20 protein-coding genes are annotated in these 23,696 nt (G+C 65.9%); 8 read left to right on the plus strand and 12 right to left on the minus strand.

Annotated elements, in window-relative coordinates:
* The first annotated feature begins 21 nt into the window (after positions 1-21).
* Positions 22-1,374 (plus strand): DUF362 domain-containing protein, encoded by a 1,353-nt coding sequence (locus C438_RS06830; protein WP_004968604.1) that lies wholly within the window; start codon positions 22-24, stop codon positions 1,372-1,374.
* 50 nt (positions 1,375-1,424) lie between these two features.
* A complete protein-coding gene (locus C438_RS06835; protein WP_004968605.1) occupies positions 1,425-2,378 on the plus strand; it encodes a mannonate dehydratase in 954 nt (317 codons plus the stop codon).
* A 114-nt stretch (positions 2,379-2,492) separates the two neighbouring features.
* Here the strand turns inward: C438_RS06835 and C438_RS06840 are convergent, their stop codons facing one another.
* The 5 genes from C438_RS06840 to C438_RS06860 all read right to left on the minus strand — a co-directional run bounded on the left by C438_RS06840 (position 2,493) and on the right by C438_RS06860 (position 8,400).
* The gene (locus C438_RS06840; RefSeq protein ID WP_049917815.1) at positions 2,493-3,533 is read right to left on the minus strand and encodes a 2-hydroxyacid dehydrogenase; all 1,041 of its coding nucleotides are present in this window, start codon (positions 3,531-3,533) and stop codon (positions 2,493-2,495) included.
* Positions 3,523-5,073 (minus strand): FGGY-family carbohydrate kinase, encoded by a 1,551-nt coding sequence (locus C438_RS06845; RefSeq protein ID WP_004968607.1) that lies wholly within the window; start codon positions 5,071-5,073, stop codon positions 3,523-3,525. Before C438_RS06845 ends, C438_RS06840 begins: the two co-directional genes overlap by 11 nt.
* A gap of 5 nt (positions 5,074-5,078) precedes the next feature.
* A complete protein-coding gene (gene fba / locus C438_RS06850; RefSeq protein WP_004968608.1) occupies positions 5,079-6,077 on the minus strand; it encodes a class II fructose-bisphosphate aldolase in 999 nt (332 codons plus the stop codon).
* Positions 6,078-6,544: 467 nt separating this feature from the next.
* Positions 6,545-7,414 carry a fumarylacetoacetate hydrolase family protein gene (locus C438_RS06855; RefSeq protein WP_049917817.1) on the minus strand — a complete coding sequence of 290 codons (870 nt, stop codon included), beginning with the start codon at positions 7,412-7,414 and terminating at the stop codon, positions 6,545-6,547.
* Positions 7,415-7,668: 254 nt separating this feature from the next.
* A complete protein-coding gene (locus C438_RS06860; RefSeq protein WP_004968610.1) occupies positions 7,669-8,400 on the minus strand; it encodes a fumarylacetoacetate hydrolase family protein in 732 nt (243 codons plus the stop codon).
* Between the two features lie 137 nt (positions 8,401-8,537).
* On the opposite strand from C438_RS06860, the gene C438_RS06865 reads away from it, so the two are divergent.
* Positions 8,538-9,302, plus strand: coding sequence for an IclR family transcriptional regulator (locus C438_RS06865; protein ID WP_049917819.1), 765 nt, complete (start codon positions 8,538-8,540; stop codon positions 9,300-9,302).
* A gap of 138 nt (positions 9,303-9,440) precedes the next feature.
* Here C438_RS06865 and C438_RS19995 read toward each other — a convergent pair whose 3' ends face one another.
* The 4 genes from C438_RS19995 to C438_RS06880 are packed head-to-tail and all read right to left on the minus strand — an operon-like array spanning position 9,441 to position 12,047.
* The gene (locus tag C438_RS19995; RefSeq protein ID WP_239640660.1) at positions 9,441-9,677 is read right to left on the minus strand and encodes a UxaA family hydrolase; all 237 of its coding nucleotides are present in this window, start codon (positions 9,675-9,677) and stop codon (positions 9,441-9,443) included.
* Positions 9,617-10,552, minus strand: coding sequence for a UxaA family hydrolase (locus tag C438_RS06870; protein ID WP_239640661.1), 936 nt, complete (start codon positions 10,550-10,552; stop codon positions 9,617-9,619). The genes C438_RS19995 and C438_RS06870 overlap by 61 nt, the downstream gene beginning before the upstream one ends.
* Positions 10,549-10,863 (minus strand): UxaA family hydrolase, encoded by a 315-nt coding sequence (locus C438_RS06875; RefSeq protein WP_004968612.1) that lies wholly within the window; start codon positions 10,861-10,863, stop codon positions 10,549-10,551. Before C438_RS06875 ends, C438_RS06870 begins: the two co-directional genes overlap by 4 nt.
* A complete protein-coding gene (locus C438_RS06880) occupies positions 10,860-12,047 on the minus strand; it encodes a UxaA family hydrolase (RefSeq protein WP_004968613.1) in 1,188 nt (395 codons plus the stop codon). Before C438_RS06880 ends, C438_RS06875 begins: the two co-directional genes overlap by 4 nt.
* 84 nt (positions 12,048-12,131) lie before the next feature.
* On the opposite strand from C438_RS06880, the gene C438_RS06885 reads away from it, so the two are divergent.
* Positions 12,132-13,421 carry a four-carbon acid sugar kinase family protein gene (locus tag C438_RS06885; protein WP_004968614.1) on the plus strand — a complete coding sequence of 430 codons (1,290 nt, stop codon included), beginning with the start codon at positions 12,132-12,134 and terminating at the stop codon, positions 13,419-13,421.
* Positions 13,408-14,409 (plus strand): 4-hydroxythreonine-4-phosphate dehydrogenase PdxA, encoded by a 1,002-nt coding sequence (gene pdxA / locus C438_RS06890; protein ID WP_049917820.1) that lies wholly within the window; start codon positions 13,408-13,410, stop codon positions 14,407-14,409. Before C438_RS06885 ends, pdxA begins: the two co-directional genes overlap by 14 nt.
* Before the next feature lie 53 nt (positions 14,410-14,462).
* Here pdxA and C438_RS06895 read toward each other — a convergent pair whose 3' ends face one another.
* Complete coding sequence (locus C438_RS06895) at positions 14,463-15,560, minus strand: Gfo/Idh/MocA family protein (RefSeq protein WP_049917822.1); 1,098 nt, start codon at positions 15,558-15,560, stop codon at positions 14,463-14,465.
* Between the two features lie 2 nt (positions 15,561-15,562).
* Positions 15,563-16,738, minus strand: a complete 1,176-nt coding sequence (locus tag C438_RS06900; RefSeq protein WP_004968617.1) for an enolase C-terminal domain-like protein — start codon at positions 16,736-16,738, stop codon at positions 15,563-15,565.
* Positions 16,739-17,675: 937 nt separating this feature from the next.
* On the opposite strand from C438_RS06900, the gene C438_RS06905 reads away from it, so the two are divergent.
* A complete protein-coding gene (locus C438_RS06905) occupies positions 17,676-19,358 on the plus strand; it encodes a TCP-1/cpn60 chaperonin family protein (protein ID WP_004968618.1) in 1,683 nt (560 codons plus the stop codon).
* Positions 19,359-19,415: 57 nt separating this feature from the next.
* Here C438_RS06905 and C438_RS06910 read toward each other — a convergent pair whose 3' ends face one another.
* Positions 19,416-20,972 (minus strand): TCP-1/cpn60 chaperonin family protein, encoded by a 1,557-nt coding sequence (locus tag C438_RS06910; RefSeq protein WP_004968619.1) that lies wholly within the window; start codon positions 20,970-20,972, stop codon positions 19,416-19,418.
* A 131-nt stretch (positions 20,973-21,103) separates the two neighbouring features.
* Here C438_RS06910 and C438_RS06915 point away from each other — a divergent pair, with 131 nt between their 5' ends.
* Together C438_RS06915 and C438_RS06920 are read left to right on the plus strand one after the other, a co-directional pair.
* Positions 21,104-22,687 (plus strand): ABC transporter substrate-binding protein, encoded by a 1,584-nt coding sequence (locus tag C438_RS06915; RefSeq protein ID WP_229722648.1) that lies wholly within the window; start codon positions 21,104-21,106, stop codon positions 22,685-22,687.
* Positions 22,688-22,754: 67 nt separating this feature from the next.
* A complete protein-coding gene (locus C438_RS06920) occupies positions 22,755-23,696 on the plus strand; it encodes a carbohydrate ABC transporter permease (protein ID WP_239640662.1) in 942 nt (313 codons plus the stop codon).

Here is a 23,696-nt window from a genome sequence, read left to right on the forward strand (position 1 = left end):
GAATGTGCGAATATGTGGCATATGTCAGGCAGTGACGACCGAGGGGACGGACCAGTCCCGATTTCCGAGGAGGCCGTCCTCGAAGTGAGCGGCATGGACTCGGTCCCGGAGATGGGAATCATCGAACAGGTGTGGGAGACGGACCCGATTCCGAAAGGGGAGCTTCGAGACAGCGTGTTCGATGCCGTCGAACAGCTCGAATTCGACGGGGTTCCGGACGGCGGCGAAGTCGCCGTCGGGGCGGGGAGCCGCGGTATCGCGAACCTCCCGACCATCGTGAGCGCCGTCGTCGACGCGCTCGACGACCTCGGGTACGAGCCGTTCGTGTTCCCGGCGATGGGGAGCCACGGAGGTGCCACCGGCGACGGCCAACGCGAGATGCTCGAAGCGCTCGGGATAACCGAAGCGAGGCTCGGCTGTGAGATTCGAGCGACGATGGATACGGTCGTCATCGGGAAGACGCCGGAGCGGGACGTCGAGGTCCACGCGGACGCGAACGCGGCGGCCGCGGACGCGATAATCCCGGTCAACCGCGTGAAGCCCCACACGGACTTTCAGGGCGACGTGGAGTCTGGGCTCTCGAAGATGCTCGTCATCGGGATGGGCAAACAGCGCGGCGCGAAAACGGCACACGACTGGGCCGCCGACTGGAGTTTCCGGGAGATGCTCCCCGAAATCACGCGCCTGCACGTCGAGAACCTCCCGATTGCCGGCGGCATCGCCATCGTCGAGGACGAACACGACGACACCGCATTCATCGAGGGGGTGCCGCCGTCGGGCTTTTTGGACCGAGAGGCGGAACTCCTCGAACTCGCCTACGAGCACCTCCCGACCATCCCGTTCGACGAGGTCGACGTGCTCGTGGTAGACCGGATGGGAAAGGACATCTCCGGGGCGGGCATGGACACGAACGTCATCGGACGAATCGTGTACGGGTTCGAACCGGACCCGCCGAAACCGGACATCACTCGGATATTCGTTCGCGGATTGACGCCGGCCTCCCACGGGAACGGTTCGGGACTCGGGTCGGCGGACTTCGTCCACGCGGACCTGTTCGAGGAACTGAACTGGGGCGACACGCTGGTCAACGTCCTCACCGCGAGCACCCCGCGGGCCGCCCGGATTCCGCCGGCCGTCGAAACCGACCGGGGCGGCCTCATCGCCTCGCTGTCTACCATCGGCGTGGGGGCCCTCGAAGCCCCGCGCGTCGTTCGCATTCGCGACACGATGCGTCTCGGCCGCGTCGCCGTTTCGGCATCGCTCATCGAGGAAGCGCGCGACCGCGACGACCTGCGCGTCGTCGAAGAGCCCGCACCCGTCGCGTTCGAAGACGGGCAGTTCGTCGACGACGTCCTCGAATCGGGCGACCGCTGACGGGGCGGAAGACGAGAAACACTGATAACACTCGAACGAAATCGTGTGGTATGGAGCCATCACTCATACTACCGCCGGAGCGCGACGAACGGTGGGACCTCGCGAAACAGGTCGGCGTCGAGACCGCCGTCGTCCACACGCTCGAAATCGGTGACGGGTCGCGCCCGTGGAAGTACGACGAACTGCTCGCGTTGACTCGGGAGTTTCGCGACTACGGCCTCGACGTCGGGGTTATCGAAGGCTGTGTTCCGATTTCCGACGACACTCGACTCGGTCGCGACGGTCGCGACGAGGAGATAGAGCGGTTCAAGCAGTACCTCCGGAATCTCGGTTCGCTCGACGTGCCGGTCGTCGCCTACGACTGGATGGCGGGCAAGCGGTGGGCGCGGACCTCCACGGCGCTTCCCGCCCGCGGCGGGTCGCTGACGACGGCGTACAGTAACGAGTTCATGGAAGACGCGCCCGAACAGGAACTCGCCCCCGTACACGCAGACGAGTTGTGGGACGCTCTCGAACACTTCCTCAACGAGGTCGTCCCAGTCGCCGAGGAAGCGGGCGTGAAACTCGCCTTGCACCCCGACGACCCGCCGATTGAGAACCTCCGCGGCGTCGACCGAATCGTCACGTCGCCGGAGCACTACGAGCGCGTGATGGAGATGTACGACAGCGAACACAACGGAATCACCCTCTGTCAGGGCAACTTCGCCGCGATGGGCGCGGACATCCCGGAGACGATTCGACGCTTCGGCGACCGAATCAACTTCGTGCATTTCCGCGACGTCGAGGGAACGAACGAGCGGTTCGTCGAGACGTGGCACGACGAGGGGCCGACCGATATGCACGCCTGCATCCAGGCGTACCGCGACATCGGGTTCGACGGGCCGGTTCGACCCGACCACGTCCCGACGATGGCCGGCGAGGAGAACTCGAACCCGGGGTACATGACGCTCGGGCGACTGTACGCGACGGGGTATCTGAAAGGCCTGCTAGAGGCGGTCGAGTAACGACCGGACGCCCGCGGCGTGAGTCCTCTCGCCCGATGTGAGACGGCGCGCCCGACACGGGTGCGTACAGGAGAATATCGGCCGCCGGTACGCCGAACGAAGTTCCGGGTTCGATCAGGCGATTCGGTTGTCGGGGTCCACGCCACCGATGAGGCTCTCGATTCCCTCGGCGATCATGCGGGGTCCGTTCGTCACGGCGTCGCGCGTCGACCCCGCGGTGTGCGGTGAGAGGACGACGTTGTCCATTTCGAGGAACGGGTGGTCCTCCGGGAGGGGTTCGGTCTCGAAGACGTCGAGCGCCGCCCCCGCAATCGACCCCGTTCGCAACGCGTCGACGAGCGCGGCTTCGTCTACGAGCCCTCCGCGGGCGGAGTTGACGAGTATCGCGGACTGGTTCATCCGAGCCAACTCGTCTTCGCCGAGCAGTCCCCGCGTCTCCTCGGTCAGTCGCGCGTGAAGCGTCACGGCGTCCGCGCGTTCGAGCAGGCCGTCGAGCGTCGCGCGTTCGACACCGGCGTCGTCGAACGCCGCGTCGTCCTGATAGGGGTCGTACGCGAGGAGTTCGGGGCCGAACCCGGAGAGGCGTCGGGCGACCTGTTGGCCGATGTTTCCGAACCCGACGATACCGATGGTCATCGCCTCGATGTCGCGGGGTAACCGGCTCGGGTCGAACTCTTGGCTCCACTCGCCGGCGTGGAGCGCCCTCGTGTGGTGCGGAATCTCGCGGACCGTCGTGAGCAAGAGGCTGACGGCGTAGTCGGAGACCGCGTTCTTGTTCCGTCCGGGCGCGTGGAGGACGGCGACGTCGTTCGCCTCGGCCGCCTCGATATCGACGTTCTCGACGCCTCCCCGAGCGGCCCCGACGACCTGCAACGAGTCGCCCGCCTCGATTACTGACGCGGAGACGGGCGCTTTGTGCACGACGAGGGCGTCCACGCCGTCGAGGTGCTCCTCGATTATCGACGTGTCGTAAGCGGACGGGCCTCGCGACTCCATCTCCATCGTGACCTCTCGGAACCGTTCCGCGGAGACGTCGCCTTTCCAGTCGATGCGGGAAAACGACACGCCTTCGGATTCGAGGAACGAGGCCGCCTCGTACATGTACTCGCTCGGCTGTTGTGGGTCTCCACAGAGGAGCACGGTTTCAATCGTCATTCGTTTGGGTCTCCCGCTCAATCGACGTTAATTTTTCCCAGGCCGGGGCGACACCCTCGGCGGCCAGTCGGTATGCCTCGTGGACCTCCCGGTAGGCGTCGGTGTGCGCGGGCGTCGGGTCGTGTCGACGTTCGACCCCGACGACGTGTTCGACGGCGGATTCGACGTCGTCGTACAGGCCGACGGCGAGACCGGCGCAGATAGCGACACCTCGGGCACCCGCTTCTTCACCCGTCGGGACGACGACCCGTTCGTCGAGAACGTCGGCGAACATCTGGGACCACACCGCGCTCTTTGCACCGCCTCCACCGAGACGGACGTCGGTGAGTCCGTCTTCGGACGCGAGTTCGAGCAACCGGTCGCTCAACGAGAGGGCGACGCCTTCGTATATCGACCGTAACATCTCGCCTCGGTCGTGTTCGATAGTCAGACCGACGAACGCGCCGCGCTCGTTCGGGTCGTCGGTCGACCCCTGCAGGTTCGGGAGGAACACGACCCCGTTCGAGCCGATTGGGACCTCCGCGACCGTCTCGTTCAGTCTGGCGTAGAACGCGTCGTCGGACGCCGCCTCGTCGTGCCAATCGCGACAGCACTCTCGGGTAAACCAGTCGACCGCGGCCGCGGCGGACCTGCTTCCGCGGTACCGGAGCCACGCGTCGCCGAGGTACCGCCGACTCAGCCCTCCGCCGCCGGCGCTGTTCGGCTCGGCGGAGACGTAGATACTCTGCCCCCAGGTGCCGACGATGAGCGACCCCTGCCCCGGTCGGAACGCACCCGACCCGAGCGCGACAGCGCCGACGTCGTGAAGTCCGGACGCGACGGGCGTGCCGGCTTCGAGTCCGGTCTCGTCGGCCGCCGCCGCCGTCACCTCGCCACAGACTGCCGTGCTTCGAACGACGGGTGGCAGTGCGTCAGCGCAGTCGCCGAGGCCGAGCGTGTCGAACAGCTCCGACGAGTACGCCTCGTCTTCGATGTCGTAGAAAACGCTCGCCTCCATCTCGTCCGTACAGACGACGTCCGTGAGTCGGTATTTGAGGTAGTCCTTGCAGAACAGGAGTCGGTCGATAGCGTCGTAGACTTCCGGTTCTTCCTGCCGAATCCATCCGAGGATGCTCAACGGGTCGGCGACGAAGGGCTCGTACCCCGTAATCGCGCGAACCGCCTCCGAGCGGCCGCTTTCGTCCCACGACTTGACGACGTCACTCGCGCGGCTGTCCAACGACGTGATGCCGTCTCTGACCGGCTGTCCGCGGTCGTCGAGCGCGTACAGTCCGTGTCCGTGGCCGGCGACGCCGACCCCGGCGATGGCCCCCGCCTCGACGGTGGACTCCCCGAGAACCTCGCGAATCGTCTCACACGTCACGTCCCAGAACGCCGAGAGGTCGCGCTCGACGCGGCCGGCGCGGGGGCGCTCGTTCGGGGTCGGTCGAACCGCGACTGCCCGCTCTCTCCCGTCGGTATCGAACACCGCGGCTTTGACGTTCGTCAACCCCGCGTCGACTCCGAGGAGGAGCGGTTCGTCGGCCGTTGTCGTTTCCATGGCACTCACACGTACAGGCTCTCGCCGGCGCTTCCGGAGAGCGCGGCGACCTCGGTCATCACGTCGGCGATTCGGTCCTGAACCTCTCGACAGACCCGGTGAGGCGTGAAGTCGCGTTTGTTCGGCGACCACTCCGTGTCGCCGAAGAACCCCTGTCGGTCGTCGTCGACGCCCTCGGGTGGGAGGATACTCGACTCGTGTTCCCGATAGAACTCACAGGCCGTTCTGGCGAACTCGTACTGGTATCTGGTGTTCTTGTTCAGCTTACACACCCCGGTCGAGAGGAGGTCTTGGACCTGCCTATCGGACAGTCCCGACGACCCGTGGACGACCAGCGGCGTATCGAGGCCGTGGTCCGCCAGCGCCTGCCCCACGTCGCGTGCGATGTCCGGGCGGAGTTCGAGGTCGCGGCCCTTCGAAACGCCGTGTTCCGTCCCGATGGAAATCGCGAGGAGGTCAACCCCTGTCCTGTCGACGAACTCGACGGCCTGTTCGGGGTCGGTGTAGTACGCCTCGGTCGTCTCGACGCCGCCTTCGAGGCCCTTAATCATCCCGAGTTCGGCCTCGACGAGCATGTCCTGTTCGCGGTTTCGAACCGTCTCGACCACGTCGCGGGTGCGCGAGACGTTCTCCTCGAACGGCTCGTGCGACGCGTCGACCATCAGCGAGGAGGGAACCCCGGAAGCGACGCAGGATTCGAGGAACGCGCGGTCGTCTGCGGGGACGTGGTCGACGTTGAGGAACACGCCGACGTCGGCGTCTTCGCCGAGTTTCTCGACGTGCGTCGCTAAGATATCTAACCCCGTGTGGGGGTCGCCGTTCCCGGCGAACGCGGCGGTGTCACGTTTCACCTGCACGACGAGGTCCGAATCGACGCGCTCCGCGCCGCGGACGAGTCCGGTCAGGATGTTCGTCTCGGTGATGTTGCTCGCGACGAACCCGTACCCGCTCGTTCGCGCCCGTTCGTAGACCGTAGATAGCTCCGACCCGCGTGAATATGGCATTGGGTGTCAATCTCACGGTATGCTGAAATACGTGTCGGATACTGTTCGAACGTCCCGACGGTCACTGCGCCCGAACCGAGTGGCGACGGCCCGTTCAGCGATGGTGAACACGACTACGGTCTCCCCGCGTCACTGTGTCACATCGCATCTCGTCACCCTCGGTCGATTCGGCTCGGCCGCCCCAATCTCATTACGGACGTAGAGCTGTAATTCGGCCGCCTCTGACTCTGTAGACATCCGTGCGACGATACTGAACGCCCGAACTGTGTGCGGGCCGTCTCACCGATAACGTTCGTCGAAAAACGCGGGGTGGGCGCGTGAAATCGCGTCGCCTCGAACTCAATCAGTCTCGGACGTGGGGCAGGATCGTCCGGTGATGGGAAACGGGGTTCGGGGGGCGGGGCGAGTCGAAGTCGAGAACGGTACGAACGGTTCGGACGGGAGGCTGTTCCCGAACCACCCGTTCGTCAGACGGCCGTGACCGTGTTTTCGAGGACGCCGATGTCGTCGATTTCGATGCTGACGTCGTCACCGGGTTTCAGGGTGAACCCCTCTTCGGGGACGAGTGCCGTCCCGGTCAGCAACACAACCATCTCCGGGACGGCGTTGTGTCGGGTGAAGTACGACACGAGTTCCTCGCACGACTTCACCATCTCGGATGTCGAGGTCGACCCCTCGTAGAGGACGGTCCCGTCGCGTTCGATGCGCATCGACATTTCGAGTCCGTGCGGGTCGCTCACCGACTCGGCGGACGCGACACACGGTCCGATAGCACAACAGCGGTCGTACACCTTCGCCTGCGGCAGGTACAGCGGGTTTTCGCCCTCGATGGAACGACTGCTCACGTCGTTGCCGACAGTGTAGCCGACTATCGCACCCTGATGGAGGACCACCGCGAGTTCGGGCTCCGGGACGTCCCACGTGGAGTCGCCCCGGACGCCCACAGCCTCGTTCGGACCGACCGTCCGGCTCTCCGTCGCCTTGAAGAATATTTCTGGACGCTCCCCATCGTAGACGTCGAGGTAGACGTCCGGCGTCTCGCTTTCGGCCTCTCGCGCCTGCTCGCTGATGTGGTACGTGACGCCCGCGGCCCACACCTCGTCGGGAACTACCGGACGCTCGAGTCGCTCGTCGACGTACTCAGAAGAGAGTCGCTCCGCGTCGTCGAGGAGTCCCGCGGCCACGTCGTCGATAGTCCGCCCAGTGATGTCCGCCGCCCGAGCGAGGTCACAGAAGGTCTCTACGTTGGAATTGGCGCTCGTGAGGTCGTAGACGTCGCCGCCCTCGGACACAGCGAGTGCTGACCGCTCTGTCCCCGCGAGTGCGTGGTATCGCATGAAAAGACGGAACGGCCACTACTACATAATTGTTATTGAGGAACGAGATTCCCGCACCGCCGCGAGTGGACGAGGGCCTCGCTCACGCTATGGATGGGTGGAAATACGGAAAGAAGAGACGGGCTGGTTGCGGCGGTATCGCAATTAGTCACGCGGTTGATGGTTGATTGTCTGACGAGTCGCCTCTCCTTCCCGTACGACATACTGTGTGTTACCGTTGCACATGAATCTTTGGGCTGAAACCGACCGCTCGGTCAGTCGGCCCGGACGGTGTGTTCCAGCGTCCGAATCCCCTCGATATCGACTTCGACACGGTCGCCGTCGGAGAGCGGGCCGACGCCTTCGGGGGTCCCCGTGGAGATGACGTCTCCCGGTTCGAGCGTCATGTACGACGTAATCTCCGCGACGAGTTCTGGAATCGTGAAGATGAAGTCTGCCCGCGAGGAGTCCTGTCTCGTCTCGCCGTTGACTCTGAGTTCGATGCGCGCGTCGGCAGGGACCTCGTCGGGCGTCGAGACGACGGGTCCGAGCGGCGCGCTGTTGTCGAACGCCTTGCCGCGAATCCAGTTCTGTTCGACCTCTTGGTCGTCTCGGTTCGAGATGTCGTTCAGACACGTGAAGCCGGCAATCACGTCCATCGCGTCGTCCGGTTCGACGTTCCGGCACTGCTCTCCGATGACGACGCCCAGTTCGGCTTCGTAATCGACGCGCTGTTTCCCGGCGGGGAGGGTGACCGTGTCTCCGTGCGCAGCGAGCGCGTTCGGCGGCTTGAGAAACAGCAGGGGCCGCTCCGGGATGTCCATCCCCGACTCCTCGGCGTGCTTTTCGTAGTTCAGGCCGACGCAGACGATTTTCGACGGTTCGCACGGCGGGAGGACGTCAACGGTCGCCGGGTCGAACGTTTCGCCGCCGAACGAGATACCGTCGTCGGTCCATTCGCCGGTTCTGACACTCCCCGCTGGGTCGCGAAATCTAACGCGTTGCATGTCTAACGGCGACACGCGCACCCGGCAAAACGGTTTCGCCTTCGACAACTTCGGGCGCGACCGCCTAGCGATGACGAACAGACATACGACAATCGTGAACAACAATTATTAACGATGAATGTCAACAGGTGGGTAGCATGGGAACGAACATGGCAAACACGATCGGGGCGTTGGGAACCTCGCTCGAGATTCTCGAAGCGTTGAAAGAACGAGGGTCGGCGGGTGTCACAGAGTTAGCCACCGAACTCGGCCTCCCGAAGAGTACGGTCTACAGTCACCTTCGGACGCTCCGAGAACACGGATACGTCGTCCAGCGCGACGAGCGTTACTGCATCGGACTCAAGTTCCTCAGTCTGGGCGAGCACACCCGCGACCGGATGCCCCTGTACGAGGTGGCGAAGCCCGAAGTGAAAGGACTCGCCGAACAGACGGGAGAGCTCGCGAACCTGCTCGTCGAAGAGCACGGCGAGGGCGTCTACCTCTTCCGCTCGAAGGGCGAACAGGCCGTCTCGCTCGACACGCACGCCGGGATGCGCGTCAAGCTTCACTGTACGTCGCTCGGGAAGGCGATTCTCGCGTACCTCCCCGAGGAGCGAGTCGACAAAATCATCGAGCGCTGGGGTCTCCCCGCACAGACGGCGACGACCATCACCTCGCGCGAGGCGCTCGAAGAAGAGCTCGCGGCGGTTCGCGAGCGGGGGTACGCCTACGACAAGGGAGAACGCCTCTCTGGGCTTCGGTGTATCGCGGCGCCCATCAAGAACCCCGACGGCCACGCCATCGGTGCCGTGAGCGTCTCCGGCCCGACGAGTCGGATGAAGGGCGAACGGTTCGAATCGGAAATCCCGGAACAGGTCATGAGCGCCGCGAACGTCATCGAACTCAACCTGACGTACTCATAGCGGCCGCGCGCCGACAGGCACCTCTCACCGAACGTCGCACGACCGCCCTTCGTTTCCCCTCCCGTCCGGCCGCCGTGCCCGCCGGCTTTCTCTCGCGAGCGCGTCGGCCCGTCGAACGCACCCGAGCCGCCGCGCCGTTCACATCGACGGGCCGACGCGGGTGATTGCGAACTCCGTCAAGCCGTGTTCTTCGGCGAGACACGCCGTTCCGTTCGCCACGTCGACCAGTCGCTCCAGTACGTCGTCCGGGTCGGCACGCCGCGCGGAGAGGCTGATGTCGTTCGGGAGCGCCGCCGCGGTCCCCGGGTCGCCGGTCACTTTGACGACCGGGACGAGCGGGTGCCCGGAGAGGATTCCGTCGCCAGTGACGTGCACGACGACGTTCGCCCCGCCGCGGCGAGCGCAGTCGTCGCCTCGCCGAACCGAGACGGGGCGTCGACGGCGGCGAGGCCCGACGAGAGGGTCGCACGCTCGCCGTACGGGAGCACTTCTGAGACGGTGTTTCTCCCCCACGCTCGCGTGACCTCCTCGAACGGGCGGTCACGCGCGAACTGGCCGACGCGGGTCGCCCGGGCCGGGTGTCCCTCGTGTCTGTCGAGAAGGGCCTCCATCGCATCCCGCGCCTCGTCCGTCGCGGCGTCGCGCGCCCCGTCCGGGTTGGCGACTAACCGCTCGTTGCCGGCGGCGACCACGCGACCCCCGGCGTCGACGATTTCGTCGGCGACGCGGCCGACGAGCGGGTCGGCCGACGCGACCGTGGACGCGTCGAGGTCGCTCGACACGACGCCGAGCGTCAGGTCGCTGAGGTCGGCGACCGTCTGCGACGTGCGCCGCGACTGGACGAGCTCGGTCGCGGCTTCGACGCCCCGTTCGATGCACTCGTCGGTCCCGCCGACACCCTGAATGGACAGTTCGCGGACGGCGACGTCACGGGATTCGAGCGCGGTCGCCACCTCGGCGCTCTGGACTTCCTCACAGCCGAGTCCGACCACGACCGTTCCGGCGACGTTCGGGTTCTGCGCCATCGAGAGGAACGTCCGCCGGGTCTGCTCGTTGTCGGCCCCGAGCTGGGCACAGCCGTGGTCGTGCGGGGTCGCCACGGCGTCGTCGACGCGCTCGGCGATTCGTTCGGCGACGAAGTGTGAACAGATGACCGACGGGAGGACCAAGACGTTGTCTCGGACGCCGACCGTTCCGTCCGCTCGTGGCGTCCCCTCGAACGTCCGACCGGACGCGCTCGGCGTGCTCATGCGGACTCACCTCTCGCGGCCGCCCGGTCACCGCGACCGCGCGTACTCTCGCAGTTGTGGGTGTGGACCCACTCGCCGACCTCTATCGCCTGCGTCGCCGTTCCGATGACCTCGCCGTACTTTCGGACTTCGCCGCCCGAGTCAACCGGTTCGAGCGCGACCTTGTGCCCGAACGGGACGTCCTCCGCGAGGACGACGGTTCGGCCGTCGGCGTCGATTTCGGTTCCCGATTCGAGGTCGTCGACCGTCGTTCCGACGTTGTCGGACGTGCTCAGTCGAAGGAGCGCGTCGTCCAAGACGCGGCCCTTCATCCGTCCACCTCCACGGTCAGCTCCTCGGGTTGAATCTCGTTTATCGCGAACTCCTCCAACCGGCGGTGCTCGGCCTCCGTGCGGCGGCCGTTCGCCACCTCGACGAGCGTCTCGAAGATGCGGGCACCGACCGAGTCTATCGACTCGCCGTCGAACACCGTCCCCGCGTTCACGTCGATGTTGTTCGACATCCGGTCCCACGTCTTGGGGTTTCCGGTCACCTTGATGACGGGCGCGAGCGGGTTTCCGGTCGTGCTTCCCCGACCGGTCGTGAACGCGACGACCTGCGCCCCGCCAGCGACCTTCCCGACGACGCTCTCGACGTCGTACCCCGGCGTGTCCATGAGGACGAGCCCGCCGTTCGTCGGCAGTTCGTCGCCGTAGTCGACGATGCCGCGAATCGGCGTCGTCCCCCCTTTGGAGATGGCTCCGAGGCTCTTTTCTTCGATAGTGGTGAGTCCGCCCTCCTGATTTCCGGGCGTCGGCTGTGCACCGCGGAGGTCGACGCCCATCAACTCGGCCATCCCCTCGCGCGCCTCGACACGTTCGAGGATGCGCTCCCGCGTCTCCTCGGAGACGCATCGGTCGGCGAGGATGTGCTCCGCGCCGATGAACTCCGGCGTCTCGCTGAACGAGGCGGTCCCGCCCGCCTCGACGAGGCGGTCGCACGCGGCGCCGACGGCGGGGTTGGCGGCGATTCCGCTCGTCGCGTCGCTCCCGCCGCATTCGACCCCGAAGACGAGTTCGGAGACGTCGGCGTCTTCGCGCCTCGCGCGGTCCGCTTCCGCTTTCAGTCGGTCGAGGCGGTCCGCGCCTTCCGAAAGCGCGTTCGCGGTTCCGCCGGACTCTCTGATGGTGAGCGTCTCCGTCGCCTTGCCCGTGGCCGCGATGTCGTCCGCAACCGTTTCGGCGTCGATGTCTTCGGTCCCGAGTTCGACGACGAGCGCCGCGCCGACGTTCGGGTTTCGACCGGTTCCGACGAGGACGCGCTCGGTCTGTCGCCGTGCCGGGTCGGGCTGGCTCGTTCCGAGTTGGTGCGGCGTCGCCCGTGCCCACGCCCCCGCCTCGTCTGCGACCGCGGAAGCGACCGAAGACGCCGCGACTGACGTTGGGATGACGGCGACGTGATTTCGGACACCGACCCGGCCGTTCGACCGTCGGTATCCTTCGAACGAATGTCCCATGTTCACAGTTCATGGCAAGTACCGTGTTAGTCTTTTCGCCGATGGGGGTGGGATTTTAGTAGTAGTCTTTCCGTCTCCCCGTATATGCTTTCGTCCGGACTCGTCATCGCAGACGACCTCACCGGGGCGACGGACACGGGCCACGAGTTCGCCGCTCGCGGGCTCCGAACGCTCGTCTCGGCGTCGACCGCGCCGTCGGACACGCCGAGTGCCGACACGGACGTCCGGGTCGTCGATACGGACAGTCGATACGCCGACCCGTCGAGCGCGGCGGCGGCAGTCCACGACGTCGTCGGAACCGACGACCACTCGTTCGTCTACAAGAAGGTCGATTCGACGCTCAGGGGGAACCTCGTGGGAGAGACCGACGCCGTCCTCGACGCGACGGCGGCCGACCTCGCGCTCGTCGCACCCGCCTCCCCGAGAAACGGGCGGACGACCGTCGAGGGCTACCATCTCGTCGACGGCGTCCCGGTCGCGGAGACCGCCGCCGGCAACGACCCGGACAAGCCCGTCGAGACGTCGCACCTCCCCACGCGGTACGCCGCGTCGTCCTACTCCGTCTCTCGTCTGCCGGTGAACCGCGTGGCAACGGGGCCGGCGGCCGTCGCGGACGCGTTACGGGAACAGGCTCGGACGGGTCGCGGAATCGTCGTCGCCGACGCGTCGCACGAACGGCATCTCGAAGCCCTCGCTGACGGCGCGGCGCGCTCGGGGTTGAACGTCGTCTACGTCGGGAGCGCGGGGCTCGCGAGGTACGTCGAGACGCCGCCCCCCCGCGGTGCCGGGCCGGCGTCGGTCCCCACGCGAGACCGAACGGTCCTGTGTGTCGTCGGGAGCACGAACCCGACCACGCTCGACCAACTCGACGCACTCCCCGCGGAGTCGGTCGTCTCGCTGGACCTCGATGCGGCCGTTGAAGACCCGGCCGGTGCGAGTGCCGAGGCCGCGGCGGCCTGTTCGTCACGCCTCGCGGACCGCGGCGTCGCGGTGCTGGTCTCCGCGCCTGACGAAGACGCCCCGCGCCGCGCGCTCGACGCGGGCCGACGGCTCGGCATCGACGACCAGACGGTCCGCGCTCGGGTGGCCGAGACGCTGGGTTCGACCGTCGAACGGCTCTGGGTCGGGGGAGCCCCGGCACCGGAGTCGGTGTTCGTGACCGGCGGTGCGGTCGCCGCCGACGTCTTCGAATCGCTGGACGCGGCCGGCGTGGTCCTCTCCGGGACGGCCGTCGAGGAGGGCATTCCGCTCGGCCGTCTGTCTGGCGGCGTCGCCGACGGCACCCCGGTCGTGACGAAGGCCGGCGCGTTCGGGACTCCCGGGGCAATACGTAAGTGCATCGCCCGTTTGGGTGGGGACGATGCGTACGAGTAAACCCCTGATTGCCGTGACGATGGGCGACCCCGCGGGTATCGGTTCGGAAGTCGCCGTCAAGGCGTTCCCGTCCGTGACGGAGTTCGCTCGCGTGGTCGTCGTCGGCGACCTCGGCGTGATGCGACGCGCGGCGGACGCCTGCGGCGCGGAGTTCGAGATGCGCGCGGTCGATTCCGTCGACGCCGTCGACGACGACCCGACCACGCTGTCTGTCCTCGATTGCGACAACGTCGACGACCTCGTCCACGGCGAACTCCGCGAGGAATACGGTGCCGCGAGTCTCGAATACGTCGAACGCGCCATCGACCTCGCGGTCGAAGGGGAGATAGACGCAATCGTCACCGCCCCCATCAACAAGCAGGCGACGCGGATGGCGGGAAGCGAACACGCGGGTCATACCGGGCTCCTCGCCGCGCGGACCGGCACGGAGAACTTCTCGATGATGCTCATCGAAGACGACCTGCGCGTGACCCACGTCAGCACGCACGTCCCACTCCGCGAGGCGTGCGAACTCGTGACGACCGAGAACGTCCTCGAAACCGTCCGCGTGACCGACGACGCGCTGAGGCAACTCGGCATCGACGACCCCAGCGTCGCCGTCGCCGGGCTGAACCCCCACGCCGGCGACGGCGGCCTCCTCGGCGACGAGGACGACGACGAAATCGCGCCCGCAGTCGAGCGTGCCGTCGCAGACGGCATCGACGCGACCGGACCGATAAGCCCCGACACCGTCTACGTCCGCGCCGCCCGAGGCGAGTTCGACTGCGTCGTCTCGATGTATCACGACCAGGGTCACATCCCGCTGAAGATGCTCGGCTTCGACGCGGCGGGGGGCGTAAGCGGCGTCAACATGACTATCGGGCTCCCCATCGTCCGAACGAGCGTGGACCACGGGACCGCCTTCGACATCGCGGGGGAGGGAATCGCAAGCGAGACGAGTATGGTCGATGCGATTCGGGTGGCCGCCGACGTCAGCCGTCACCGCTGATATCGACGACGGCGACGGCGACGGCGACGACGACGAACCTGCCGAACCGATGCTCACCACGACGTGATTTCGACGTCGCGCAGGGGTCGTTCGAGGGGAACGCTCACTTGCCCGCCCGTGTACTCGGAGACGTACAGCGCGACGATAATCTCCAGCGACCGCGTCGCCTCCTCGCCCGTCGATGGGTTCTCCGCGTCGCCGCGGAGCATCGCCTCGATGTGTCTCGCCGCGTTCGGGAACGCGTTGCGGTAGTCTTCGTCCCACGTCCACGCACCGTCGATACCGGGGAGGTCGGTCTCGACGTGCTCCCCGTCTTCGAGGCGCCAGTACCGCCACTCCCCGTCGTCGTTGTTCATGTACAGTTTCCCCTCGGTGCCGATGAACTGGAGCGTCATCGACGAAATCTCGCGCGGGATGGTACAGTCGACGGTGACGAACGTGTCGTCGTCCATGACGACGAACCCCCCACCGCCGGCGTCGTCGACCTCGGCCGCCGCGTCGAGCGAGTCGACGGCTTCGTTCTCCCCGTTGATGTAGCCGGCGACCCGGTCGGCACGGGCGTCGAGCAGGTAGACCAGCGTGTCGAGGAGGTGGGTGGAGTTACGCATGAGCTCCATACGGAACTGCGTCGCCACCGAGCGAACGTCGCCGAGAAGCCCGTCTTCGACGAGGTGGTCGCGGAGGCGACGCAGTTTGTCGGTGAACCGAAACGAGTGGTTCACGACGAGCTCTGTGTCCGTCTCGTCGCAGACGGCGACCATCTCCTCCGCGTCGGAGACGGCGGAAGCAATCGGTTTCTCACACCAGATGACGTCAGGGTCGGCCGCCGAGCGGGCCGCGTCGATGACGTGGTCGGCGTGGAGGTACGAGGGCGTACAGACCGAGACGACGTCGAGGTCTTCGTTCGCCAGCATGGCTTCGTGACCGATGTACCGCCCCGCTTCGGGGATGTCCCACGCCTCGCCGAAGCGGTCGAGTTTCGTCTCGTCGACGTCGGCCACCGCGACGAGTTCGATGTCCTCGGTCTCGTCGTACCCCCCGGCGTGGCTCGCACGCACCTTCGCCTTCCCGATTTGCGACTCGTCGTGCATCCCGAGGATTCCCATGCCAGCGATGCCTCCCGTTCCGATGATTCCGGCCCTGTAGGTCATGATTACTCGTAGCTGTGGACACTGCCGGTCGCGTTCGCTTCGACGTACTCCCAGTCGTAGTCGACGCCGAGGCCCGGCCCGTCCGGGACGGGAACGGTCCCGCGTTCGTCGATGGTATCGAACATATCCGAGTAGTCACCGCGGTAGACAGGGGGCTGGGTGTTGTTTGCGAGCGGGTGGACGAGCGCGAGTTCGTAGTAGTTCGCGTTCCGGGCGGCCGCCATGCAGTGTCTCTGCGCGGGGCCGGGCGCGTGGAACTCCACGTCGAGGCCGAAGCCCTCGGCGACGCGGACGATTTTCATCGCGCCGGTGATACCGCCGTCGTACTCGGGGTCCGCGCGGACGAAGTCGGTCGCCCCGCTGGCGACGAAGTCGGTGTGCGGTTCGAGCCCGCGGACGTGCTCGGTCTGGAGGAGCGGCGTGTCGATGAGTTCGCGGAGCTTCTGGTGGCCGTGCTGAGAGATGCCGCCGTCCCGATAGGGGTCTTCGAGCCAGAGGTAGTCGTACTCGTCGCACGCGCGACCGACTTTCAACGCGTCGGCGAACGTCGCCAGTTCGCACGCGGGGTCGACCATCAGGTCCATCTCGTCGCCGACGCGTTCGCCCACCGCCCGGACCGTCTCGACCTCTCGGCGCACGTCTCGCGCGTCGTCGCCCCCGCCCCAGCCGTGAATCTTGAACCCGGGGAACCCGGCGTCGCGACACTCCTCGGCGAAGTCGGCGTAGGCCTCGGGGGAGTCGAGACCGCCAGCATCGTCGCCGTGATACGTCGACGCGTACGTGGGAAGCCGCGTTCGGTACGTCCCGAGGAGTTCGTGGATTGGCGCGTCGTAGTACTTCCCGGCGAAGTCCCACAGCGCGATGTCGACCGGGCCGATTCCCATCCGGTCGTACTTCCGGAGCGCCCGCTTTATCTCGCTCCAGTGGCGCTCTCGTTCGAGGGGGTTCTTCCCGACGAGGTAGTCCGCGAACGTGTTAATCTGCGCCGCGCCCGGCGAGTTCCCACCGATGTACTCTCCGGTGATTCCCTCGTCGGTGTGAATCTGCAACGCGAACAGTTTCCGCTCGGTCGTCTCTCCGGGGTCGTAGACGAGATTGAACCCGTGTCCGTCCGTCCCGACGTCGTCGAGCGTGTAACTGAACTCTGTCGACTCTATCTTCGTGATAGTCGGTGCCATACGTCGGCTCACACAGGGGCTCCTAATAAATGCTCTCACGCCACCGGCACCCGGTCTCCCGAAATGCACCGTGCGTTCGCCTTCTGAGAGAAGCGACGCTCGAACCGCACGACCTCGGTGAGCCGTCGACACCGGTCGGCGGTCGATGACCGCCCCCGCGACCGCGGAATCAGATGGTCCCAGCGCCCGCCCTGTCGAATCCGTCTCACGGTCCTCGTTTACTATCGTCGCACAGAATCACGATTCGTTCTTCTGAGGCGGTTCTACGTGGCTTGAGCGGTGTTTCAAAAATCTCTTTACAGTTCTATGGGTGTAATCTATGATTCGGAGACAATTATTGCGACAGCAGTTCAAGTCCATGAACGATTGTACTGTGTGTCGTGAGTTTATAATCATAGTTCATGGTCGAGGCGCGAAGAAACCCACTGAACGTACACATATTTTGGTCTCGCAATCGGCGCGTCGCCGTCAATCTCACTCAGACGTCGACGATTCTCACGTTCACCATGGATAAACGGCCGTTGGCAGGACCGATGAAGACGGTTCCGTGGAGGCGACTCCGAATCGCCGTTCGACCGCGTCCAACGCGTCTTTTCGAGTAACGACTAGCGGAGCCGTCCGGCGGTTTTCGACGGGCCGTCGACTGACCGAATCAACGACGTTCGATTCCACGGCCGCCCCCTGTTCGATACTGTCGCACGAATTTCGCGAACGGGTATGGGTGCGGATTTGACTCCGTGTGGTGCCCGCCGTTTCGTCAACCGGGTCCTCTAGAAGGACGGCGGGTGGTGCGGGAGATTCTCGCGTTTCCGACGCCGACGAACCGGACAGCGTGTGGTCTCGCCCCCCTCGACTCACCTCTCGGTCACTTGGTTGTCGAGGTGAGAGCCGGAGAACAGGACATAGATTTATATACTGTGGTACGTTGCGGCACACTATGGCTCACGATACGAACGCGGAGACGGGCGACTGGCTCGCCCGCGACGAGGCGGCACGAGCGTACGTCGTCGGGGCGACCCGTGCGGTCGAGTCTCTCCTCGCTTCGACCTACGGCCCCCGGGGGTCCACATCGCTCGTGCAGACGGTCGACGGGCAACAGGTGCCCGAGACCGTCGTGACGGCCGACGCGGGTCGACTCCTCGACGCAATCGAACGCGGTGACGGGTTCGTTCACCCGATTGCCGCGCTGTTCGTCGACGGACTCGACTCCGTCCGGCGCGGACTCCACGACGGGACCACGACCGCCGCACTCCTCGCCGCCGGCCTCGTCGACGAGGGCGCGCGACTCGCCGAAACGGGCCTTCACGAGGGCACGCTGACTGTCGGATACGCGATGGCGGCGAACCGTGCGGGCGAGGTGCTCGACGACCTCGCCCGCCCGATATCCCCCACCGACCGCGACCGCCTTCGCGAGGTCGCCGAGACGTCGATGACGACCGACCTCTCGCCGTCCCGTCGAGACGCGTACGCGGACGTCGTCTCGACGGCGGTCGCCGAACTCGCGGGGTCGACAGAGGGACAGTGGTTCGACACCGACGACGTCAGCGTGCGAACGCGCGCAGGTGACGGGGTCGAACTCGTCCGCGGTCACGTCATTCGGCGGCGACCGGGTGCACACGAGACGAGCGAGAAGAGCCGGCTCTCGTTCGACTGGACACCGTCAGTCGAGGGTGTTCTGTCGGACGCCAGAATCGCCGTCCTCGAACGCGACATCGATGTCGAAGCGACGGCGACAAACTTCGGAAGCGGCGGCGCGGCCGTCTCGCTCGGCTCTGCGGGGTCGGTGGCGGCCTACACGGCGGCGCGTACCGACGCGATAGACGACGTTGCGGCGAGCGTGGCCGACCTCGGTGTCGACGTGCTCGTCGTGCGCGCCGAACTCGACGATGCGGTCAAGACCGCGCTCGAATCGCGGGGCGTCGCGGTCGTCGACCGGGCGCAGTACCCGAAATCGGATATCCACCGCGTCGCCCGTGCGACGGGCGCACAGGTCGTCGGCCACGTCTCCGACCTCGACGAGTCGAAGCTCGGCCGAGCGGGGCGCGTGACCGAGCGACGAGTCGGTGACGAGAAGTGGACGACCATCGGGGAGTGCGAGGGGTCGGTGTTCACCGTCGTCGTCGGGACGCCGACCGAACAGGGGCGGACGGCTCACGAGCGACTCGTCGAAGACGCCGTCGAGACGACGGCGATTGCGGCGCTGGACGGACAGGTCCTCCCGGGCGCTGGCGCGGCACCGCTCGCGGTCGCTCGGGACCTTCGACGGTTCGCGGGCGGCGTCCGGGGGAAAGAGCAACTCGCAATCGAGGCGTTCGCCGACGTGTGCGAATCGCTCGTGCGGACGCTCGCCCGTAACGCCGGCTACGACCCGCTCGAAGTCGTCGCGGCCGTTCGAACCGCACACGCCGACGCGGCGGCCGACCCGGCACCGGTCGGCCTCGACGTTACACGAGGTGAACCGGCCGACGCGTGGGAACTCGGCGTCGTCGAGCCTCGTCGAGTCTTCTCACAGGCGCTCGACAGCGCCGTGGCGACGTCGGAACAGCTCTCGACCATCGATGCCGTCGTCTCGCCCGGTCTCGATTTAGACGAACTCGACCCGCAGATAGAACACGACTAGCTCGAACGCGATTTTCAAACCCCCGCAGAACAGAGATAGTGACGACCGACCGTTCGGTTACTGCACCGGCGGCGACGGTTCGTCGTCCGCGAGGTTCGACGCGGAAAGCTGGCCGTCGATTCGGATGAGTTGGACCGCGAGGTCGGTCGCCGCGCCGAGGATAGCACGCTGGAGGCGACGGGGTTCGACGACCGGGTCGGCGTCGAGAACGTCCCGAATCTCGCCCGAGAGCGCGTCGACGCCCATCGACGAGCGGTCCTCCGTGTGGGCGACGCGCAGGCGGAGCACGCTCGTCCAGCCGTCGAGTCCCGCGCTGGCGGCCAACCCTCGCGGGATTTCCGTGAGCGCGCGAGCGAACCCCTCCATCGCGAGCTGTTCGCGGCTCGCGGTCCCGCGTGCGGCCTCCCGAACCGACCGTTCGAGGTCGATTTCCGTCGCCCCGCCGCCGGGGACGACCCGCTCGTCGGCGAGCGCCTGAAACGTCGCGCTAATCGCGCTCGTTGCACTGGCTTCGAACGCCGAGACCGACCGCGGGTCGGGTGCCCGACACAGGAGCGTGTACATCCGCTCGGCGGTCCCTTCGACGGTGACGAACTCCCGTCCGGCGAGTCGCTCGAACCCCACGTCGGCGGCTCCCATCGTCTCGGGAGTCACGTCTTCGAGCGTGGGGACGACCCGCCCACCGGTGTTGCGAACGAGACGCCGCATGTCGTCGTCGTCGACGCGCTCGATAGCGGTGAGTCCCGCGTCCGCCACCCGCGTCTTCACGCGGTCGTTGACTGCGCCCTGCGTCGCGATGAACCGACACCCGGCGTCGGCGGCGTTCGACAGCATCCGTCGGAACTCGTCGCGCTCGTACGCACCGACGTCCGCCCGGTCTTCGAACGACTCCACGTCGAGGGAAATCGACTGTTTGGACGAGTCGGTGGCCCCGCCCAGTCGGGGGACGTCCACCGTCGACGAGAGGAGCGCGACGCCCGCGTCTCGTTGTCGACGGGGCATCGCATCCGAGACCGGTGGCGTCTCGATGACGACGCCGTCGACGAGTTCGGTGTCGCCGACGCCGCCGATTCGCGCGACCACGTCGACGTTCGTCCGACCGCCGTCGACGGAGTCGTCGGCCGCCGCGTTCGTGACGGCGCTCGCGATGGCTTCGCTCACACGTCGGCGAGTGGCCGGGTTCCGCGTCCCCGTGAGTGCGGTCTCCGCGACCCGCTCGGCACCGACGAGTGAGAGCGGGCGGGCACGCGCGTCGAGTCGTTCGCTGGCGATGTCGAACGCGTCTCTGAACCCGCGTGCGACGGTCGTCGGGTGAAGTCCCCGTTCGATGAGGTCGTCCGCTTGGCTGAGCAGTGCACCCGTCAACAGCACCATCCGAGTCGAGCCGTCTCCCCACTCGTCACGGAAGTCGGTCGCCGCGTCCCGGAGAAGGGTCGTCGCGGGGTCGTCGAGTTCGAGGCGTTCGAGGAGCAGGGTACTCGAAGCGGTCGTGGTCACACGCCCGCCCGATTCGACGACGAGTTTGTTCGTCCCGAACGGCCCCAGCGTCGTCCCCACGAGGTCGCACACGCGGTCGACGTCGGCGAGGAGCGCGTGCCGTGCGTCGGAGTCCATAATCGTCCTGTCGACGGTCACTCATCATAAGTGTACGGGACTGCCACACAATGGCATTCTCGGATTGTATATGATAATTCGGCAATAATGGGGAAACATTTAAGCCCCTCCTGTATGTTGACCTTACCACAATGTCACGTAGTGGCACGGGCAGTGGTGAACGTAGTGAAGACGCCAGCAACGAGACCGACAACCAGCCATCGAGACGACGATTCATGCAGTCGGCGGCGGCCGCGTCGACTGTCGGGGCACTCGGTGCGCTCGCGGGTTGTACTGGTGGCGGCGGAGAGAACACCGACGATAGCGGGTCCGACTCGAACACGGACTCTGGGTCAGACTCGAACACGGATTCGGGGTCCGACTCCAGCGGTTCCGAGAGCATTACCATCGACTACCTGAACGCACAGGCGGCCGAGAACTCTTCGATTAAGTCGCACTTCCAGGAGTCGCTCAGCACCTTCGAAGAACAGCAGGGTAACGTGACGGTGAAGATGCAGACGGCGTCCTACGGGGACATCCGGTCGAAGCTCGCCTCGACGGTGTCGAGCGGGAACCCGCCGACGATGGCCGAGTCCGGCGGTGGCGGTCTCCAGTTCTACCTCGACGGGAAGGTGCCCGACCATTCCCCGTTCATCGAGGGGACGGACCGACTCCCCGGCGACTACACGGCGGCGAACCTCGACTCCGCGAAGTACCGCGGTGAGTACTGGTCCGCGGGCGGGATGCGCCACACGAACAGTAACCTCGGAATCAGTCCGAAGCTGTTCAGCCAAGTCGGCGTCAGCGACCCGGCCTCGGAGCTCTCGACGTGGAGCGGCTTCCTCGACGCAGTCCGTCGAATCGACGAGCAGACCGACGCCATCGCCTACGAGGAAACCGGCGTCCCCGGCGACCTCGAATCCTACTGGGGGTACGCGCGGACCGCGTACACCGGCGGTACCGACCCGTGGATGCGTCAGAGCGACGACCCGGAGAACCCGACTATCGTCGTCGCCAACGAGGACCACGAAGACCAGGGCAAGACCGACGGCATGATCAAGACCTGCGTCAAGATGGCCCACGAGTTCAGCAGTTCGGAGTCCGCCCAGCGCGGTGACGAGGAGATTCCGTCTCTCATGCTGACCGGCAAGGTCGCGTCGTTCAACTACGCCGTCCCGACGGCGAACCGCTGGCGCGCCATCAAAGAGGACGTCCAGTTCGGCTGGAACGACGGCGAGGGCGACTTCATGCTCCTTCCGCACCCGAAGGTCGACGCCGAGTTCGGTAGCAACTTCGGCATCAGCGAACTGGAGGGCGTCGAGGGCGAACACGGCGGCCACATGTGGGCGCTCGAACAGCAACAGACGCTGTTCAACGCGAGCGACGCGGAACAGAACGCCGCGTGGGACCTCAACATGTTCCTCCTCGGCGACGACGAGTTCGTCCTGCCCGCGTGGGGCGAACACTACGAGTCGCTCCCCGGACTCCAGCCCAAACTGCAGAAGATTCTCGACGAGTACGAACTCGCACAGAGCACCGAGCAGGCCTACAAGAACGCCGACACCTACGGCAAGCAGTACTCGACGACGGGTGCGTCCTGGGACGTCAGAGACACCGACCCGATTCGGTGGACCGACATCAACGAGACGATAAGCGAGGCCATCGCCGGACAGCACTCCATCGAGGAGACGCCGTCGCTCGTCCGCTCGCGCATTCAGGACCGCCTGGCGCAGTAGGCCGGAGGGAGACTCCTCGACAGGGCACCCCAAACGGTTTTATACGATATTATAATACAACGATACCATGTCACAAGAGACCGCACAACACATCAGACAGAAGTATGGGCTAGAGGAGACCACGCTCATGGACCGGGTCCGGGAGAACTGGATTGGCTACCTGTTCATCGTCCCGACGTTCGTGATGTTCACAATCCTGTTTTACTACCCCATCGTCAGAGGTGTCTTCCTGACGTTCACGAACACCCGACTCGGCGAGGCCGGTAGCTTCGTCGGTCTCGAAAACTACTCGTGGCTGTTGACGAACGACCTGTTTCACTTCGCGTTCGGCTGGACGTTGGCCTTCGTCTTCGGGACGACGCTCCTGCAACTGGTCATCGGCCTCGTCGCGGCCCTGCTGTTGAGCGAACTTCGAAGCCGGTGGCGAGACTGGACGAGCGCGATTATCATGTCCCCGTACTTCTCCGCGCCGCTCGCGGGAGGTGTCATCTGGATGTGGTTCCTGAACAGCGACTTCGGGATGCTTCCCATGATAATCTCGGACTTCCTCGGCGTTCAGGCGCCGTCGTTCCTCGCCGACGGGATTTGGCCGTACGTCTCCCTCATCGTCGCCCAGTCGTGGCACGACTACGGGTACGCCGGCATCATCTACGCCGCCGCCATCGTGGGTATTCCCCGCGAGCAGTACGAGGCGGCGGCGCTGGCCGGTGCGGGGCGTCTCCGACGCTTCCGTGACGTGACGCTACCCCACCTCGTCACGCCGACGATTATCATCCTCGCGCTCCGCACCGCGTGGAACGTCGCGGAGTTCGCACAGCCGTTCGAGCTGACCGGCGGTGGACCGGGGACTCGGACGATGTTGATGAGTATCCTCACGTACGAGACCGCGTACGTCAACCTGCAGTTCTCGCGGGCGTACACGCTCGGGATGGCCATGATTCTCGTCTCCATGACGGCGGCCATCTTCTACGTGACCGTCATCAAGGACGAAGAGGAGCTGTACGTCTAA

It is taken from the genome of Haloferax denitrificans ATCC 35960 (genome assembly GCF_000337795.1).
GTDB classification, from domain to species: Archaea; Halobacteriota; Halobacteria; order Halobacteriales; family Haloferacaceae; genus Haloferax; species Haloferax denitrificans.

Coding starts and splice junctions, on each gene's coding strand:
- C438_RS06830 (WP_004968604.1), top strand. CDS start 22: ATGTCAGGCAGTGACGACCGAGGGGACGGACCAGTCCCGATTTCCGAG.
- C438_RS06835 (WP_004968605.1), top strand. CDS start 1,425: ATGGAGCCATCACTCATACTACCGCCGGAGCGCGACGAACGGTGGGAC.
- C438_RS06840 (WP_049917815.1), bottom strand. CDS start 3,533: ATGACGATTGAAACCGTGCTCCTCTGTGGAGACCCACAACAGCCGAGC.
- C438_RS06845 (WP_004968607.1), bottom strand. CDS start 5,073: ATGGAAACGACAACGGCCGACGAACCGCTCCTCCTCGGAGTCGACGCG.
- fba (WP_004968608.1), bottom strand. CDS start 6,077: ATGCCATATTCACGCGGGTCGGAGCTATCTACGGTCTACGAACGGGCG.
- C438_RS06855 (WP_049917817.1), bottom strand. CDS start 7,414: ATGCGATACCACGCACTCGCGGGGACAGAGCGGTCAGCACTCGCTGTG.
- C438_RS06860 (WP_004968610.1), bottom strand. CDS start 8,400: ATGCAACGCGTTAGATTTCGCGACCCAGCGGGGAGTGTCAGAACCGGC.
- C438_RS06865 (WP_049917819.1), top strand. CDS start 8,538: ATGGGAACGAACATGGCAAACACGATCGGGGCGTTGGGAACCTCGCTC.
- C438_RS06870 (WP_239640661.1), bottom strand. CDS start 10,552: ATGAGCACGCCGAGCGCGTCCGGTCGGACGTTCGAGGGGACGCCACGA.
- C438_RS06875 (WP_004968612.1), bottom strand. CDS start 10,863: ATGAAGGGCCGCGTCTTGGACGACGCGCTCCTTCGACTGAGCACGTCC.
- C438_RS06880 (WP_004968613.1), bottom strand. CDS start 12,047: ATGGGACATTCGTTCGAAGGATACCGACGGTCGAACGGCCGGGTCGGT.
- C438_RS06885 (WP_004968614.1), top strand. CDS start 12,132: ATGCTTTCGTCCGGACTCGTCATCGCAGACGACCTCACCGGGGCGACG.
- pdxA (WP_049917820.1), top strand. CDS start 13,408: ATGCGTACGAGTAAACCCCTGATTGCCGTGACGATGGGCGACCCCGCG.
- C438_RS06895 (WP_049917822.1), bottom strand. CDS start 15,560: ATGACCTACAGGGCCGGAATCATCGGAACGGGAGGCATCGCTGGCATG.
- C438_RS06900 (WP_004968617.1), bottom strand. CDS start 16,738: ATGGCACCGACTATCACGAAGATAGAGTCGACAGAGTTCAGTTACACG.
- C438_RS06905 (WP_004968618.1), top strand. CDS start 17,676: ATGGCTCACGATACGAACGCGGAGACGGGCGACTGGCTCGCCCGCGAC.
- C438_RS06910 (WP_004968619.1), bottom strand. CDS start 20,972: ATGGACTCCGACGCACGGCACGCGCTCCTCGCCGACGTCGACCGCGTG.
- C438_RS06915 (WP_229722648.1), top strand. CDS start 21,104: ATGTCACGTAGTGGCACGGGCAGTGGTGAACGTAGTGAAGACGCCAGC.
- C438_RS06920 (WP_239640662.1), top strand. CDS start 22,755: ATGTCACAAGAGACCGCACAACACATCAGACAGAAGTATGGGCTAGAG.